The organism is Mesorhizobium sp. Root552, assembly GCF_001427285.1.
Lineage (GTDB): Bacteria > Pseudomonadota > Alphaproteobacteria > Rhizobiales > Rhizobiaceae > Mesorhizobium.
Genome location: NZ_LMFV01000034.1, coordinates 1 through 17,169, shown reverse-complemented (window position 1 = coordinate 17,169; position 17,169 = coordinate 1). Strand labels below are relative to the sequence as shown.

Annotated in this window: 16 protein-coding genes; 8 read left to right on the top strand and 8 right to left on the bottom strand. The window is 63.3% G+C overall.

Annotated features, from left to right (window positions below; all coding sequences use genetic code 11):
• Window positions 1-183: 183 nt before the first annotated feature.
• From ASD50_RS22550 to arcD, 5 genes are all read right to left on the bottom strand, one after another.
• Window positions 184-567 carry a hypothetical protein gene (locus ASD50_RS22550; protein WP_244484525.1) on the bottom strand — a complete coding sequence of 128 codons (384 nt, stop codon included), beginning with the start codon at window positions 565-567 and terminating at the stop codon, window positions 184-186.
• 61 nt (window positions 568-628) lie between these two features.
• The gene (gene arcC, locus ASD50_RS13575; protein WP_056242160.1) at window positions 629-1,546 is read right to left on the bottom strand and encodes a carbamate kinase; all 918 of its coding nucleotides are present in this window, start codon (window positions 1,544-1,546) and stop codon (window positions 629-631) included.
• A 2-nt stretch (window positions 1,547-1,548) separates the two neighbouring features.
• Window positions 1,549-2,550: an ornithine carbamoyltransferase gene (argF, locus tag ASD50_RS13570; protein WP_056242156.1), complete on the bottom strand. Its 1,002-nt coding sequence runs from the start codon at window positions 2,548-2,550 to the stop codon at window positions 1,549-1,551.
• Between the two features lie 16 nt (window positions 2,551-2,566).
• Window positions 2,567-3,784 (bottom strand): arginine deiminase, encoded by a 1,218-nt coding sequence (locus ASD50_RS13565; RefSeq protein WP_056242152.1) that lies wholly within the window; start codon window positions 3,782-3,784, stop codon window positions 2,567-2,569.
• A gap of 29 nt (window positions 3,785-3,813) precedes the next feature.
• Window positions 3,814-5,283 (bottom strand): arginine-ornithine antiporter, encoded by a 1,470-nt coding sequence (arcD, locus tag ASD50_RS13560; protein WP_056242149.1) that lies wholly within the window; start codon window positions 5,281-5,283, stop codon window positions 3,814-3,816.
• Window positions 5,284-5,419: 136 nt separating this feature from the next.
• Between arcD and ASD50_RS13555 the strand changes: the two genes are divergently transcribed.
• Window positions 5,420-5,794, top strand: a complete 375-nt coding sequence (locus ASD50_RS13555; protein ID WP_244484524.1) for a c-type cytochrome — start codon at window positions 5,420-5,422, stop codon at window positions 5,792-5,794.
• Window positions 5,791-6,663 (top strand): universal stress protein, encoded by an 873-nt coding sequence (locus ASD50_RS13550; RefSeq protein WP_244484523.1) that lies wholly within the window; start codon window positions 5,791-5,793, stop codon window positions 6,661-6,663. The genes ASD50_RS13555 and ASD50_RS13550 overlap by 4 nt, the downstream gene beginning before the upstream one ends.
• A gap of 59 nt (window positions 6,664-6,722) precedes the next feature.
• On the opposite strand, the gene ASD50_RS13545 is transcribed toward ASD50_RS13550, so the two are convergent.
• A complete protein-coding gene (locus ASD50_RS13545; protein ID WP_056242551.1) occupies window positions 6,723-9,407 on the bottom strand; it encodes a bifunctional acetate--CoA ligase family protein/GNAT family N-acetyltransferase in 2,685 nt (894 codons plus the stop codon).
• A 653-nt stretch (window positions 9,408-10,060) separates the two neighbouring features.
• On the opposite strand from ASD50_RS13545, the gene ASD50_RS13540 reads away from it, so the two are divergent.
• From ASD50_RS13540 to ASD50_RS13520, 6 genes are all read left to right on the top strand, one after another.
• Window positions 10,061-11,290, top strand: coding sequence for a hypothetical protein (locus ASD50_RS13540; RefSeq protein ID WP_056242146.1), 1,230 nt, complete (start codon window positions 10,061-10,063; stop codon window positions 11,288-11,290).
• A gap of 70 nt (window positions 11,291-11,360) precedes the next feature.
• On the top strand, window positions 11,361-12,812 hold the full coding sequence (locus ASD50_RS13535) for an ATP-binding protein (RefSeq protein WP_056242143.1): 1,452 nt from the start codon (window positions 11,361-11,363) through the stop codon (window positions 12,810-12,812).
• A 205-nt stretch (window positions 12,813-13,017) separates the two neighbouring features.
• Complete coding sequence (locus tag ASD50_RS13530; RefSeq protein ID WP_156465094.1) at window positions 13,018-13,320, top strand: hypothetical protein; 303 nt, start codon at window positions 13,018-13,020, stop codon at window positions 13,318-13,320.
• A 259-nt stretch (window positions 13,321-13,579) separates the two neighbouring features.
• Window positions 13,580-13,726 (top strand): hypothetical protein, encoded by a 147-nt coding sequence (locus ASD50_RS23155; protein ID WP_156465093.1) that lies wholly within the window; start codon window positions 13,580-13,582, stop codon window positions 13,724-13,726.
• A gap of 165 nt (window positions 13,727-13,891) precedes the next feature.
• The gene (locus tag ASD50_RS13525; protein ID WP_056242136.1) at window positions 13,892-14,386 is read left to right on the top strand and encodes a hypothetical protein; all 495 of its coding nucleotides are present in this window, start codon (window positions 13,892-13,894) and stop codon (window positions 14,384-14,386) included.
• The gene (locus ASD50_RS13520) at window positions 14,386-14,832 is read left to right on the top strand and encodes a hypothetical protein (RefSeq protein WP_056242132.1); all 447 of its coding nucleotides are present in this window, start codon (window positions 14,386-14,388) and stop codon (window positions 14,830-14,832) included. Before ASD50_RS13525 ends, ASD50_RS13520 begins: the two co-directional genes overlap by 1 nt.
• A 166-nt stretch (window positions 14,833-14,998) precedes the next feature.
• Here ASD50_RS13520 and istB read toward each other — a convergent pair whose 3' ends face one another.
• Entirely contained in the window at window positions 14,999-15,799 is an 801-nt protein-coding gene (istB, locus tag ASD50_RS13515) for an IS21-like element ISSme2 family helper ATPase IstB (protein WP_056242128.1), read from the bottom strand.
• On the bottom strand, window positions 15,799-17,088 hold the full coding sequence (gene istA / locus ASD50_RS13510) for an IS21 family transposase (RefSeq protein WP_056242124.1): 1,290 nt from the start codon (window positions 17,086-17,088) through the stop codon (window positions 15,799-15,801). The genes istB and istA overlap by 1 nt, the downstream gene beginning before the upstream one ends.
• Window positions 17,089-17,169: the final 81 nt, after the last annotated feature.

Below are 17,169 nucleotides of genomic sequence, written 5' to 3'. Positions count from 1 at the left end.
TTGATGCCGATCAAGAACGGCGATGTCTTTCGCTGTGGGCGTTAAACGACCCAGGAGATCGGGCCAGAACTGGAACGTCGGTGCTGGTCGTAGAGAATGATTGGATTATCGATCCAGGTGGCGGGTGCCACATTGCGGTAGGCGCCTCTGGGCGCCAGCCCGTGTCCAACGGGAATTCACCGATCAGGGTTTCTCCACCCGAGAGACCTGATAGGTGTGCGTCTTTCCTTTATTCCCGATCGATACATATTCCCCGGTTACAAAACGCTCTTCGCCCAGGCGAAAACCGATCTCGTCATCGTCCTCGCCTTCCGCATAGTCGAAATACCATTGGCCACCCGGCTTGCGCCGCAGGCGTCCGATTCCGACTTCCGCGTCGCCGGCGAAACGTCTGACCCGGCATGCCGCCTGGTTGGCCTTCCATATCGCAGGATCAAGCCTGCCGCTCTCGTCCAGCGGGACGAGGAGATCGTAGCCTTCGCTTCGTTCTCCTTGAGGATGTTCCCGCTCACGGGCAAGCAGAAGCCTGACATGGCGAAAATTCGGCGGAAGGTCTTTTGCCAGCATGGTGATTTTCCCTTTCTGCATCCAGGATGCATGGCGATACGCGTCGCCGCTTTGATCGACGTCAAGTAAGAAGAGTGCCGGACTTGATGTGGGTTCCTCGCCGACCGGCGACGATTTCGGTAGCGTCTTCCAAGCGGCCGATCGCGGCCGGCTTTCCGGTCTCGACGGCGAACGCGACGGCTGCCTCGACCTTCGGCCCCATCGATCCGGTGGCAAACACTGTGGCGGAGATGTCGCCTGCCTGAACCCAGCCGAGGGGACGGGCCTGCGGTGTCCCCCAGTCCAAATACACGGCATCGACGTCCGTCAGCATAAGCAGCATGTCCGCGCCGAGTTGTCGTGCTAGCAGGGAGGAGGCGAGATCCTTGTCGATGACGGCTTCGATACCGATGATGCCGCCGCTGTCGAGGCTAATGACGGGAATACCGCCGCCGCCTGCGCAGATGACAATGACACCACGCTCGACAAGGAACACTAGCACTTCGGCTTCCAGGATTTCCAGCGGCTTCGGTGATGGCACTACACGGCGCCATTTGCCGTTGTCGGGCGCGATCGTCCAGCCGCGCTCGGCAGCGAGCCGCCGCGCCGTGTCTTCATCGTAGACCGGGCCGATCGGTTTGGTCGGCGTGGCGAAGGCGGGATCGTGCGGATCAACCCGTACTTGCGTCAGGAGCGTCGCGACGGGCCGGTCCTTCACTACATTTCCCAGCTCCTGCTGGATGACATAGCCGATCATGCCGGCTGTCTCGGCATCAAGTACGTCGAGCGGAAAGGGCGTGTCGGGCGTAGCCGCCGCCTGTAGCGCGAGTAGGCCTACCTGAGGCCCGTTGCCGTGCGTTATCACCAGCGAATGACCGGCCCTCACCAGATCGGCAAGCTCCGCGGCCGCTCGACGGACATTGGCGCGCTGGTTTTCGGCTGTCATTGGCTCGCCGCGCTTCAACAGCGCATTGCCACCCAGTGCGACGACGATGCGCATCCTCAACCACCGATCGTGGCGACGAGGATCGCCTTGATCGTGTGCATGCGGTTCTCGGCCTGGTCGAAGACGATGGAAGCTTCCGACTCGAAAACCGCGTCCTCAACCTCCATGCAGTCGATCCCGTATTCGCTGGCGACATGCTGGCCGACTTCCGTTTCGGTATCGTGGAAAGCCGGCAGGCAATGCATGAATTTGGTGTATGGATTGCCGGTGGCGGCCATCAGCTTGCGCGTGACCCGGTAAGGCGTGAGAAGTTCGATGCGCTTGCCCCAGGCGCTTTCGTCCTCGCCCATGGAAAGCCAGACGTCGGTGTAGATGAAGTCGGCGCCTTCGACGCATGCGCCGATGTCCTCGTCCAGTCGGAACTGGCCGCCGCCTCGCTCCGCCAGTCCCCGGACATGCGTGCAGAAATCGCTGTCGGGCCAAAGTTCGCGGGGCGAGGCGATGCGCATGTCCATGCCCACCTTGGCGGCGCCAACGGCCAACGAAAGGGCGACGTTGTCCCGTCCCTCGCCGACGAAAGCGATCGTCATGTCGGACAAGTGCTTATGGGTAAATTCGCGCATGGTCATGAAGTCGGCCAGGACCTGCGTAGGATGCGCTTCGTCGGTCAGGCCGTTATAGACGGGCACGCCGGCATAGGCGGCAAGCAGTTCGACCTGATGTTGGGAGAAACCGCGATATTCGATGGCGTCGTACATGCGTCCGAGCACGCGCGCCGTGTCCTTCATCGATTCCTTATGACCTATGTGGCTGCCGGACGGCCCGATATAGGTGACATGCGCACCCTGGTCGTACGCGGCCACCTCGAAACCGGAACGGGTGCGGGTTGAATCCTTCTCGAAGATCAACGCGATGGTCTTGCGTGTCAGGCGCGGAACTTCGATGCCCGTTTGCTTGGCGGCCTTGAGATCTGCTGCCAGCCTCAGGAGATAGCGGATTTCTGCGCCGGAAAAATCATCCAGCGTCAAGACGTTGCGGCCACGCAGGTTGACGGGCATCGGGTTTACTCCTCGGTCAGATCGGATCTCGTGCGATCGGGCAGGTCATGCAGTGGCCGCCACCCCGGCCGCGGCTCAGCTCCGCGCCCTCCACGGTGATCACCTCGACGCCGGCTCGACGCAGCAGCGTGTTTGTGTAGACGTTCCGGTCGTAGCCGATGACTACTCCCGGCTCGACAGCAACGACGTTGTTGCCGTCGTCCCACTGCTCACGCTCCGACTGGTAACTATCCCCGCCGGTGGCGACTATTCTGAGAGCCTTCAGGCCAAGTGCTTCCCTGACCACCTCGGTGAAGGGTTTCTCCTCCTCGACGACGTCGACGGCCGCCTCGCCATCGCCGGGACGCAGCGAGAAGGTGCGCAGCCGCTCGACTACCGGCGGGTACATGGTGGCTAGGTCGTGGTCGCAGAATGTGAACACGGTGTCGAGATGCATGAAGGAGCGGTCGCGTGGCATCAGCGCGGCGATGACGCGGGTCGCTTCGCCGGCGGCGAACAGGCTGCGGGCCAGCCCTCCAACGGCCTGCGGTGTGGTGCGTTCGCCCATGCCGACCAGCACGATGCCGCCGCCGACCGGCATCACGTCACCGCCTTCCAGACTGACGCCAGGGCCGGGATTGTCGGGTGACACGAAGGGCAGGCCGGCGTCGCGAAAGCGCGAATGAAAACGATAGACGACTTCGACATTGGCCGCCTCCGGCTTTCGCGCCGGCCAGTTCATCGCGTTCACGGAGATAGACCGGTAGATCCAGCACGAACTGTCGCGGGTAAATAGCTGGTTGGGCAGTGGCGGCAGCACGAAATCCTGTGGCAGCAGCGTCTTGCCAGTGAGGCCGGTTGGCCGGAACGGCAGTTCGGCCCGCGCGATGCCGCCGACCAGCAAAGAGGCAAGCTGGTCCGCTGGCATTTCGTCCAGCCAGCCGCGCAGTTCGTCCACCATGTCGTAGCCGACGACCGAAGCGTCGAGCCGACGATCGAGCAGCCAGTCGCGCGCCTCGGCGTCAGCCATTGTCTCGGCCAGCAATTCGTTGAAGGAGTGCACGGTCACGTGACGCTCGCGCAGCGCATCGACGAAGACGTCATGCTCCTGCCGCGCCCGCTTGACCCACAGCACGTCATCGAACAGCAGCGCTTTGCAGTTGTCTGGGGTGAGCCGACGCAGGCTGAGGTCGGGCCGGTGCACGATCACCTCGCGCAACCGGCCGGTTTCGGAGTGGACGCCGAGATCTGTCATGTCTCATCCTTTTGGAAAGTCGGACTGCGTCAGAGCGCGCTGACGGCGCCGGTCCACATTTCGTAGGCGGCATAGAGGCCGACGGCGACGAGTGCGACCGCGAGGACAGCCTCGACCGGATGGAAGATACGCTCCTGGTTCTCGCGCCGCGCCCAGATATAGAAGATGATGCCGGGCGCGTAGAGGACAGCACACATGAAGAGGTATGAGAGCCCGGCGGCGTAGACGAGCCAGAGACCGTAGATTGTGGCCACGAGACCCATAAGCAGCGCGCCGTTGCGGCTCTCGCCAGCGCCGTAGCTCTCGCCCGTAATGGCGAGCTTGGCCGCATAGGCACCGGAGAAGATGTAGGGCACCAGGATGGCGGCAGAGGCGATGTAGAACAATGCCTGGTAGGTGCTTTGCGCGAACAGCGTGATGATGAGGAACGCCTGCACAAGGAGATTGGTGACCAGCAGGGATGTGGAGGGCACGCCGCGGTCACTTTCATGCGCGAAGAATTTCGGCATGGTGCCGTCCTTGCCGGCCACGTGGGGCACCTCTGCAGCCAGCAGCGTCCAACTAAGGAAGGCCCCGGCGACCGAGACGACCAGCGCCAGGTTGATAAGAATGGCGCCCCAAGGGCCTACGACCGCTTCCAGAACACCGGCCATGGACGGGTTTTTCAGCGCTGCAAGCTCGGGTTGGTTGATAATGCCGAGAGACAGCAGCGACACCAGCGCATAGAGGGCAAGGCAGGTGAGAAAGCCGAGCACGGTCGCGGTTGCGATGTCCTTGCGCCGTTCCGCGCGCGCCGAGAAGACGCTGGCGCCCTCGATGCCGATGAACACCCACAGCGTCACCAGCATGGTGCTCTTGACCTGACTCATGACCGAGCCGAGGCTGGCATTGCCGAGGCCGGAGAAGTCGGCGTTGAAGACGTCCACCTTGAAGGCGACGGCGATGATGCCGATGAACAAGACGATGGGCGCGATCTTCGCGATGGTGACCACGAGATTGACGATCGCAGCCTGGCGTACGCCGGCCAGGACAAGCATGTGGATGAGCCACAGCAGGACCGAGGCGCCGAGCACGGCTTGCCATGTATTTCCGTCACCGAAGGCTGGATAGAAATAGGACAGCGCGGAAAAGACGATCACCGCATAGGAGACGTTGCCGATCCAGGCGCTGATCCAGTAGCCCCAGGCGCTGTTGAAACCGATGAACGGCCCGAAACCGGCCTTGGCGTAGGCGTACGGGCCGGCGTCCAGTCTCGGCTTGCGCACGGCGAGCGACTGATAGACGAAGACGAGCGCCAGCATACCGACGGCGGTGATGCCCCAACCGATCAGGATGGCAAGCGGCCCGGCCCCGGAAGCCATGTTCTGCGGCAGGCTGAACACGCCCGAGCCGACCATCGAGCCGATGACCAGCGCGGTCAGCGCGCCGAGGCGAAGCTTCGTCTGGCTTGGGGACGTGGCAGAAGCTGCGGAAGCAGCAGAGATATCGGTTGCGGCCATAGCGGATCTCCCAGAGTTCGGGCCATTTTGCCGGGAGACTGTGCCGTTGCGGACAGTTCCGCTTTGACGCGCGTCAAATGCTGCCTTGCACAATTTCCACCCGCAACCGGCCGGGTTGGAGATTTGCGGCAGGTCAATGCGCGTCCGTCTTGGTGCGATAAAAGCCTCCGAAGACTTCATGGGGTTTCGCACGATGCTCAGGTTCTTGCTGGTCGCTGCTATATTGCTCCCCGGCGCGTTGGCGAGGGCGGACGACTTTGGGCAAACCGACTACGGGCGAAAGCTGGTCGAGCGGAATTGCTCACGCTGCCATGCTGTGACGCCGACCGACAAGAGCAGCCATCCGGACGCGCCGCCGTTCCGGACGCTTTCCAAGCGCTATCCCATCGAGGACCTAGCCGAAGCGCTGGCCGAAGGCATTTCGACGGGGCATCCGGAGATGCCGGAGTTCGTCGCTACGCCAGAGCAGGTCGGCGCCATCATCGCTTACATCAGGAGCATCAATCCGTGACCCGCGGTGACGTGAGCCGTTCGGCGGCCTGTTGCGAGCCATTCCGGAGCATACTCGTCGGCATTGCTTCGGATGGCGAGGGGACACAGTCACAAGCCTTGGCACAGGCCGTTGCGCTCGCCCAGGCGACTGACAGCGCCGTTTCGCTCTACGTCTTCGCGCCGCACCTCGGTGCACCACTTCGCATGTCCGCAGCGACGGCGTCCATGTGGCTCGCACAGGAGGCGGAACGTCTCGAAAAATCTACATCGTCCGTAACGCACAAGGCCAGCCAGGCAATCTCCGACGCTGGACTGCAGGTCGTCGCCGAACATGCGGGCTCGCCTTTTGACTCGCGATCCGGGCGTTTCGTCCAACTGGCGCGCTTGCATGACCTTGCAATCCTCGATGCCGCCGACATTTCCGATGCTTCGCAGCATACGGTGATCGAGGACGTTCTCTTCGACAGCGGCTGCCCCCTGCTTCTGTTTCCGCGCAACGCCGGGACGGTCAAACCAGAGCGGGTCGCCATAGCCTGGGATGGCAGCGCCCGCTCGGCGCGCGCCGTCAAGGACGCCCTGCCTTTTCTTGTTCGTGCGGAAACGGTAGTGGCGGTTACCGTCGAGGGTGAAAAGGATCTATCCAGGATGGCGCCGGGCGCCGATCTCGCCACGTTCCTTGCCCGGCACGGCGTTGAATGCAGCCTCGCCACGCTGGCGGTAGAGGCGGGTGACGTTGCCGGACGCCTTCGTTTTTTTGTAACCTTGGAGGGCATGGAAATGATCGTCATGGGCGCATTCGTCCACTCACGCTTCCGGCAGGCGATTTTGGGAGGGGTCACCCAATCGCTGCTAGAGCATTCCCCGGTGCCTCTGTTCCTGTCTCACTAGGACCTGCCTGAATCCGAAGATGCACTTATGGCTCTTCGCGGTGCGCAAGCGGCCACAACCTAGGCTGTACGCCAAAGATCCAGCGATACCTTGACGATACCGGGATCGTTCATATCGACAGCAAGCTGAAAGCCGAACTCTCGACACATTTTCAACATGCCCGAGTTCTCACTCAGGACCGTGCCGTCGATCCGTTTCAGGTTGTCTGCCTTGGCATAGTCGAGTAGATGCCGCAGCATCTTCCAGCCCAGACCCTGTCCCTTGAGGTCGCTGCGCACCAGCAACGCGTATTCGGCCGTCTCATGGTCGGGATCGGCGAAAATTCTTGCGACCCCGCATAGATTGCCGTCCCGATCCAAAGCCACGAACGCCATTTCACGATCATAGTCGAGTTGCGTCAGGCGGATCAGCAGTTTGTCGGAGAAGTGCTTGCCCAGGCTGAAAAAGCGGAGCCGCATGTCCTCCTTGTCCATCTGCTCGAAGAAACCCGGATAAAGGGCCACGTCGGCGGGCCGGATCGGCCGCACGTGGTAGGTCCGGTACCGGACCGTCATGTCCCTTGCCCATTCCGCAGGATAGGGGCGAATGATCAGCGCAGGATTGGGGCCAGGCCGTTCGACGGATTCCGGGTCCATCTCGAAGCGCGCATCGAGTGCGATCACGCCGTCGCCGTCGGAAAGCAGGGGGTTGATGTCGGCGGCGACGATGCACGGGAAATCGACGATCAATTGCGACAGCGCCTTAAGGGCATGGATGAGCGAAGCGCGATCCGCTGGCTTGCGATCCCGGAATCCGGCAAGCAGACGACCGATCCGCGTTCGGTCGATCAGGCCGCCGGCCAGGACGTCGTCCAGCGGCGGCAGCGCGATCGCCGTGTCATCGATAACCTCCGCGGCGACGCCACCCGTCCCGAACAGGATGATCGGGCCGAATATGGCATCGTGGCCGATACCCAAGATGAGTTCCTCCGCCTGTTTGCGCTCGATCATCGGCTGGATGGCGAACCCGTCGATGGAAGCATCGGGCGCGTGCCGGCGCAGGTTCCGTTCGATGCTGCGGGCGGCATCGCGAGCGCCTTCGGCGGTCTCGATGTTCAGGACCACGCCACCGACGTCGGATTTGTGCGAAACCGACTTTGAGAGCAGCTTTGTGACGATCTTCCGGGAATCCCGCAGAAGACGTTGCGTCGCTTTACCGACGTCCCCTGCAGACCGGGCTACGATGGTTTCCGACACCGGAATACCGTAGGCTTTCACTACGGCCTTGGCCTCTGGCTCGGTCAGCACGCGGCGTTTTTCCGACGCTGCCTGCCGGAAGACGGCAAGAGCGGCAGCACGGTCGGTCGACGCCTCCGCGGCAGCCGCTGGAACGCGTTGCAGCACTTTCTGGACGCGTGACCATCTGGTCAAGTAGTCGACCGCAGCGGCTGCCGCGGCGGGCGTTTCGTAGCTTGGTATACCTGATGACTGGAGCAGCTGGCGGCCTTCGCGCGCGGTGATTCCGCCCAGCCAGCAGGAGAGGACGGGCTTGCCGCCGATGGTGCCGTCTTTCGCCAGCGAGGCGACGGCGGCGGCAGCGTCTGCCGAGGACGCGATGCCGGTGGGGCAGTTCATGACCAGGATCACGTCGACCGAAGGATCAGCCGCGACAGCAGCGATGGCCGTTCGATAGCGATCGGGCGTGGCGTCTCCGACGATGTCGACCGGATTTGCGCGCGACCAGTTTGCCGGCAGCGTCCCGTCGAGCGTCGCCAATGTATCGGCCGAAAGCTCGGCCAGCATGGCACCGAAATCTGCCAATCGATCGACGGCCAACACGCCTGCTCCACCGCCATTGGTGACGATGCCGACCTGCGCCCGCTCCAGCGGGGCAAAACGAGCGATCGTCTCGGTGGCGTCGAACAATTCGGAAAGGTCGGTGATCCGCAGGATTCCGGCTCGCCGCAGCGCTGCGTCCACCACGCGGTCCGCGCCCGAGAGCGCGCCCGTATGCGTGGCTGCCGCCTTCGCCGCTTCGGCGTGACGCCCCGGCTTGATGGCGATGACGGGTTTGGCCCGCGCGGCTGCGCGCGCCGCCGACATGAACTTCCTGGGACTGAGAATGGATTCGAGATAGAGGATGATGGCGCTGGTCTTGGCATCCCCCGCGAGCAGGTCCAGACAGTCGGCAACGTCGACATCGGCCATGTCGCCGAGCGAGACGACCTGCGAGAACCCCACTCCATTATCGGCCGCCCAGTCGATCAGAGAGGCCGCGATTGCGCCCGATTGAGACAGAAGCGCAATATCGCCCGGCGCTGCCGCTATGTGGAAAAAGCCGGCGTTGAGATTGGCGTGCGGCAGCATGAGCCCGATGCCGTTCGGCCCGATGATGCGCAGGAGATGGGGCCGGGCGGCATCGAGCATCTTCTGCCTCAAGCCGTTCTGTTCAGTCAAGCCGGACGAGAGAACCACCGCGGCGCGCGTTCCTTTGGCGCCAAGATCGCCGATGAGGCCGGGCACGGTGACGGCCGGTGTCATGATCACGGCAAGATCTGGCACCGCAGGAAGATCCTTCACGGCCGCGTAGCAGGGGCGGCCATTCAGCTCAATGTATTTCGGATTCACAGCCCAGATGTCGCCTGCAAAACCGCCCTTGAGGATATTGTCGAGTACGACCGTTCCGACCGATCCCGGCCGGCACGATGCCCCGATGACGGCGATCGATTGCGGGACGAAGGCATGATGTAGATTTCGGACCGTCACCTTCCAACTCTCCGTGTGGATGAGATACCCTTTATCCTGTTCGACCGGATAGTTGTTGACGTCTATCAAGGAGTTGGATGCGGCCCAAACCGATCACATAGGTTCAATATGTACATCGGATGCATGATTGGCGCAGCCTTGATCCTGTCGAGGATCAACAGGCCGGCCTTGGCAGTCCTAGGCTCTGTTGGACTTACGCCGGCGGAGCACTACGTGGAATTCGCTGCTCTAGAAGCGCATGCAGGAGGGAAGCTGACGCGATGCGGGTGCAGCGATCCGGCATGCTTTAGGCAAAGTTTGCCTGGTGGTTTACTTGACGGGTTTGGCGGCTGGCCGAATATTCTTCTCCAAGGCGCCGTGGGCGGGCGTTCTGGCCGCTGCCTAATTTTTCTTGCGGGTGATCGACTTGCGAGATCTTGGTGTCGTGGAAATGGTAAGTAACATAGTTCGATTTATCTACGGTTGAAAAGAAACATAGTTTCTATTGTATAGTTCAACGTGATTTTCAGCATCGTTATCATAGATTAAATCTATTGTGTGCTATAGTTAAATGTATAGCGTAATTGGACCCCTTCTTCTCCTTGAGTTATACTAGATTTGAACTTGAGTTTCCTCTTGTTCACAGGTCGAACGCCAGCAAAAGGAGAATTTCCATGGCGAAGCATACCTCTTCCAACGAACTCGACGGAGCAGCGCCCGTCCCGTCGCCAATCACCAGCCCCGAGCTCGTGGCGGAACAGGCACGTGCGCGTAAGGCGCAGCCGAACGCGGGTGCCGTAATCGCTTCGGCCGAAACGCCGCCGGACTATGCGGTGCTCGGGCTCAACGGTGAGAAAGCGCGGCAGGCGGAGACCCTGCGCCGCGAGAGCCTTGAGCTCGGGCGCAAGTCGACCGACAGCGTCTTCGAGTGGGGGCGCATCGTCGGATCCCTGCATGCGATTTCGGACGACCAGAAGCACTTCGAGAAGCTGGCGAGGGGTGTCCTCAACCTGTCGCGGACAGGGGCGGAGAACTACGAGCGTGTCCACCAGCGCCTTTCACCCCACCGGGAGCGGCTGGTGCGGGTTGGCATGATCGCGAGCGGCCTCTACAACCTGGCAACGGCCGAGCCGGAGAGGATCGAAGAGGTTATGGCGGCGTGCGAGGCCGGCCAGAAGCTCAACGGCGCCCGGATCAAGGCGGTCGTCGGCAAGGGCGGGACACCAGCCGCTTCGCCTGACGAGGGCGGTTCCGGAGGAATGAAGGTGGCGATCGCCGGGAAGACGGCATTCGCCACGAAGCTGTTCTTCGACACCGTCCACCAAATGCTGCGCGATGTCCACGTGGCACTTGAGCCGCTGAGCCGCGGCGGGCCGGTGAACAAGAGTAAGGCGGAGACGGCGCTCATGCATCCGGCGCGGCTTGCCGGCGGGCTTGTCGAGTCACTGGTTTATGCCGCGCAGATCCCGGGCGGGCGCGTTCCGGCCGGCGTCATCCACGTGCTGCCGGTCGAAGACAGCCGCTGGGTGGCCTTGCGCCGGATCCTCTTCACCATGGGGTCGGCAGAGACCTGGCCAAAGTCGGACCAGGTCGGCGCCTGGCTGTCCGAAACGGTCGTGCCCCAGTTCGAGTGGGCGCTGGGTAGCGAACGCGCCGGGAAGGCGAGGGCGGTGCTCGATGAACGTGCCGTCGCAGCGGAAGCCGAGCGTGTCAAGGCCGAGAAGGCCAGGGAGCGCGCCAGGGCTGAGCAGAAGAAGACCCGCGACAAGACCAGGCGCGGGCAGGCGACAGCGCGCAAGCGTTCCCCGCAGGACGTGGGGGTCGCCGCCGACCTCCCGGCCGCCATGGCTTCGACTCAGGAAGACCCGGTGCCGTCCACCCTTGCGACCACGAGCGACGCCTAGTCGGAACGCCCATCGGCCCGGGCTGACGCGGCCCGGGCACCATCCCATCTTAACTTTTTGAGGAACTGACATGAAGGAATTTCTCTCCACCGTTTGCCCGGACAGCATCCTGGCGGACACCCCTGCCGGCGAACCGGTCGGCATCGACTTCGAGAAGCTGATCGGCGAGCACACGCTCCTGGCGGCCATGACCGGCTTCGGCAAAACCGTCGCCATGCGCAAGTTCGAGGAACTGGCGCTGGCCGCCGGCTATCCGATGATCGCGCTGGACTCCGAAGGCGACTTCGCCAGCTTGCGTGAGGTCGCGCCCAACGGCCTCCTCGTTGTCGGCGGCGAACATGGCGATCCGGGCGTCACCATCGATGGGACGATCCGGCTGTTGCCGCAGATCATTGCCGCGCGGACTTCTGTGGTCATCGACATCCACGACCTCGACGATGAAGGGCAGGCCGCGGTCGTCGCGCGGGTTCTGACGGTGATGATGAGGCTGCCGCACGATTTGCGGCAGCCCTACCTCGTCGTCATCGACGAGGTGCAGCGGTTTGCCTCCCAGCGCGGCTGGGGGCCGGCCGGCAACGCCATCGTCAAGGCCGCCAAGGAAGGCCGCAGGCGGGGCATCACGCTGCTGGTCGCCACCCAGCGCGTCGCGGACGTCTCGAAAAGCCTGACCTCGCAGACAAGGAACCGCCTGTTCGGCCATGTCTCCGACCTGGCCGACCGCAAGCGGATCGGCGAGGAGATCGGGATCAGCTCGCGCGAGACGATGGTCTTCGCCGAGTTCGAAAAGGGCGACTTCCTGATCCGTGGCGAAGCCTTCGGCGGCCCGCTCGAGCGGGTGCGCATCCGCAAGCCGATGACCGGCAAGCTAGGCAAGGATGAGATGATCGAGAAGCTGAAGCTGCCGATTGTGCCGATCGACGAAGTGCGCGCCCTGTTCGGGACAGTGGCGAGTGGGCGAGCCTCGCCGACGGCCGCGACGGAAGGCCTGCCGCCGGTACGGGTGCGGCCGCTCGCACTCCGGCCGCTGACGACCGTGATGGCTGTCGAGGAAGAGGGGAGCTTGGAACTTTCGCTGCTCACGCTCCTCGCTGCGTTCGGGCGCGGCGGGGTGGAGAAGGACTCGCTAGCGCTGCTTGCGGCAACGACGGAACGCCGCGCGCCCTTCCAGGAGGCGATCTCGAGCCTGCTTGCTGGCAAGCTGGTCAGCATTGGAACCGGCGCGAAGGTCAGGATCACGCCGCAAGGGTTGGCGGCGCTCGGGAACGAACGGCGATCGACCTCGACGGTCGAGGTGCTGGCCAGATTGCGCGCCAGCCGTGATCCCGTCGACGAGAGGGTTGTGGCCTGCCTTTCGGCGGCCGGCCATGCGCCGTTGACCGCCCCCGAAATCCAGACACGGACTGGCCTCGGGCCGCGCGTGCTGAAGGCTGCCCTCAAACGTCTCAAGCGCGACTGCTGGGTCTGCGAACGCGGCGGCAGCTTCGCCACCTCTTCCGGCCTGGCGCGGCTGATCGGGCGTTAGCATCGGACGACCGGCATTCCATCATCTTGCCGCCAAGGCTCCGCGCACCCCCGCGCGGAGCCTTCTTCTTTGGTCTTGGGCGTGCCGGAACGCGGTGAGATTGCCCGGTCCGCTGAGGGCGTTTTTGTCGCTTGCAAAGCCCGCAGCGATCCTTGTCGCAGGCGGCCCGATGGTCGGATCGCCGCGAACTGACGAGGAGAGTGTGGTGAGTTCAACGGATTTTTATGAGGACGTGGCGCGGTTCGCGAACTTGAATGTGCGTTTCCGCGCGGCGATCGACAGGGTGCTCGAACTCGACGACGAGTTCGGACTGGGGCGCGGGCCGGAGCTCGGCTTCGCGCGGCGGCTCTTCGGCGCCTGGGATGCGCTGAAGAAGCCGGACCATGCGGCGAACCCGCGGGCCTTGTGGCGGGCGCTGGCCCGGTTCGAGACGGAAGTCGAGCTTGCCGAATGCGCACTGGACTGCCTCGAGGCCGATCTCCACGCCATGGCTCCGGCCTTTGGATAAGATGAGACAGCGGCGGTGGAGGCGCATCGCGGATGCTTCTTCATCGCCGGCGGGATAGATCCGACCGATCGCGCGAGCCCGCCGTTAACCTTGCGATCGCTGATTTTGCCGTCCCGGCATTTTGCGGGCTCAGATCCGATCCGGATCCCTGTATGCAGTCTCCGTTCCCGTCGCCGTCCGGCCGGGAATGACGGCCTCCGCCGGTGTTGGAAGCACCAGACGAAGGCCTGACCCGCAACCTGCAAGGAGGTCTTGGGCTATGGCGAGCACTATCGCACTCGTTCCCCTCGGGGAAGCTTCTTTTATCCCTGGAATGATGACACATGCCGGCGGCGAGACGCCGGGCGGAATGCCGGCTGCCGGCCAGGCGGGCCTGACGGCCTTTGCCACCGCCGCGGCAAACTGACTGGCTTCATCGTCATCATCATCATCGAGACGAGCGGCAGCGCGGCGGCCTGAGGCCGCGCGCCAACCGAACGCGCGTCGTCGCGTGTGGCGATGGCGGAACTTCCCGTCCATGCCCGCGCGTCGCGCCCGGTTGCCGATCGTGTCGTCACCCAGGGAGAACTCCATGTCCATTCATTCCGTCCCGCCGGCGCCGTTGGCCGCGGCCTATCCTCACCGGGCCGTCATCGCCGATCTCGAAGAGGATTTTGCCCGCATCGTCGACAAGGCCATCGGCGCGATCGTCGCCGGCGATCCGAAACCCGATGCCGTGTTCGGTGTGTTCGCGCCGTTCATCGCCATGGCGCGTTCGGTTTCCTATCACGAAGGCATGCTGCTGGAGGCCGGCATCATCCGCATCGCTGCCTGCAATCCGGATCTCATGGTGATGCCGCAGGACAGGCCGATGCCGATCGTGCCGGCAGCACTTGCCTTTCTCGAGCGCAACGACTGGTCATCGTTGGAAGGGATCAGGCTGCGCTCGGATGTCCATTACCGCGCGACCTACACGCCGGATCTGGTCGTGGTGAACCGGAAGCGTCATTCGGCGCTCATCAGGACGTCAAGCGGTCGCTCGCCTCCTACCAAGAGAGACGGCTCAACGCGCTGCGCAACCGGATGATGGCGGCGGCGCTGATCGGAGCCGACTGGCTCTATGTCGAATGCAAAGCGCCGCCCGTCTCCGACGTCGGCATCGCCATCGTCGACGGCGCGGACGAGGCCAGCGATCCCGACCGCGGCGCGTTCGGTCTTGCCGGCATCGGCGAGTTGCTGGAGGTGACGGGAGCCGGCGAGGCGCTGGGGTGTCTCAGGACGATGTTTGCCGTGCGCGTGCGTGCGGAACTCGAACGTCAGTGCCGCGAGGCGCTCGCACGAACGGAAGGGGTGCGCCGGCCGGAGTATACCGGGACCGACAGTGGCCAAGTCCGCTCGGACGACGCCGGAAGCGGGGAGGGCGGTGCGGTCGATCCCGTGGCTATTGGCTTCGACAGCCCGGGAACCGCAAGGCCGGCGCAGTTGACCGCGCGGGTCAGGGTTGGGTTTGCCCGTTCACGCGCCGGACCCTGACGGCGGCGCCTCTGTCAAGCGAATCCAGGAACTGACCCCTTTCTCGAATTGAAGAACTAACCCCCCTTTCATTGGTTCGTGGTTTCGTTGGTCTCTGGCGCCGATCCGGATGTCAAGCGAATCCAGGAACTGACCCCTTTCTCGAATTGAAGAACTAACCCCCCTTTCATTGGTTCGTGGTTTCGTTGGTCTCTGGCGCCGATCCGGTTTTCTGCAGAAGGCCGGACCGGCGTTTTTCGCGCAGGCGATAGCTGTCGCCCCGGATGGTGATCACCGTCGAATGGTGCAGCAGGCGGTCCAGAATGGCGGTGGCGACCACAGGATCACCGAAGACATTGCCCCATTCTCCCACCGAACGGTTGGAGGTGATCAGAATCGAGCCCTTCTCGTAGCGCCGCGACACCAGTTGGAAGAACAGATGGGCGGCATTGGCCTCGAAGGGCAGATAGCCCAGTTCGTCGATGATCAGCAGCTTCGGTCGCGACAGGATCGTCAACTGTTTGTCGAGCGTGCCGTCGCTGTGTGCCTTGGCCAGCATTGCGACCAGCGTGGCGGCCGTGACGAACTGCACGTTGTAATTCTGGCGGATCGCCTCGCGGCCGAGACTGACAGCCAGATGGGTCTTGCCCGTGCCTGGAGGTCCGAGGAACAGGACTGTGTCGCCGTGCGCGATCCAGCGACAGGTAGCCAGTTCCCTGATCTGACCCTGATCCAGCGATGGCTGAGCATCGAAGTCGAAGCTGTCCAGTTCGCGTACGAACGGGAACTGCGCCAGCTTGCTCGACATGGAGATGCGCCGCTCGTCGCGGCGAGCGATCTCGCGCGACACCAAGAAGGCCAGCGCCTCGCGCAAGGTCATCTTCGAGCGCGCCGCCTCGTCCAGCAGCGTGTCAAGTTGGTCGCGGATCGCTGTCAGCTTCAGCCGGTCGAGCGTTGCGATCAGGAGGTCGTGATCCACAGTCGTCATCACCAGCCCCCTCCGACAACCGCCTCGTATTCTGCAAGCGGACGCAACAGGGTGGGAGGGAGAATGTCGATGGGCGCGGCGGCCCGCACCACACCATCGGCACCGGCGACACCGACAAAATGCGCCCGGTCCACGATGCGTTGTCGCCTTCCCCGGCACAGAGCATGATCGGCAACGACCTGGCCCGCATGCCGGATGATCACACGGCCCGCCAGCACGACAACCTGAACGGTCTCGCCGATCAGACGCCAAGGCACCGAGTAGCTGTTCGTGTCGAGGTCGATCGCACAGTCGGCCTGGACCTTGCGCACCAGATCCCGCAATTGCCCGAACGGCGCACGGCCAGCCAAGGGGCGCAGCGCACCAGCTTCAGCAGCAAACCGCTCTGATGGCGCAATGCCGGTCGTGCCGTGCTCCCGCTGGTCGGCGACCTCGCGTATCCACCGGTCCMGATGGGCCTCGAACGCAGCCCAGTTCTCGAACCGGCGGCCGGCGATCGCGTTCTTCTTGACGTAGCCAACCCCGCGCTCATCTTTGCCTTTCGTCCGCGCCCGATATGGCGCACAGGCTCGCGGCGTGAAGCCCCAGTATCGGGCAAAGGCATGCAGGCGGGCATTGAACTTCACCTCGCGCGTCACCGCGTCATGATGCTCAACCAGGGCTTTGGCATTATCCAGAAGAACTTCCGCCGGAACCCCGCCGAAACGCAGGAAGGAGCCTTCCATCCCCTCAAACCAGTCCGCCTGACGCTCACGCAGCGAAGGCCGGATATGCATCCGCCGCGAATAGCCCAGTGTTCCCACGAACAGGTGCACTCGAACCCGCTCACCCCCGATCCAAACGCGAGTGTCACCAAAATCGATCTGCATCTGATGGCCCGGCGCTGTCTCGAAGCGGATCGTCGCGCGCTTCTGCGCCTTCAATTCCCGCCGCCAGCGCTGCACTCGTAACTCCACCGAGCGGAGACCGATCACGATCCCATGTTCGCTCGCCAGTTCCTGGCGGATAACGTCGGCATTGCCGCCATGGCGGAAAAACCGCTCGCGAAGCCAATCATCCAATCCGTCGAAGGCTGTTCGACGACGAGGTTGCCGATAGGCAATCACACCGCCTTCGCGAAGATATCGCCGAACCGTGTTTCGCGCGCAGCCAAACTCCTGTGCAATCCGCTTCGCTCCCCAGCCTCGTTCATGAAGGCGCAGCATCGCCACAACTTCTTCCGCTTGAAGCATCGCCTCTCCCTGCATTGTCCCCGAGAATGCAGGTGTCGCCGAAAGCTCTGTCGTCATCTATCCGTCCTCTCAAAAGAGAGGGGGTCAGTTCTTCCTTTCGTCCGGGGGGCAATTTCTCATTTCGCCTGACACCTGACA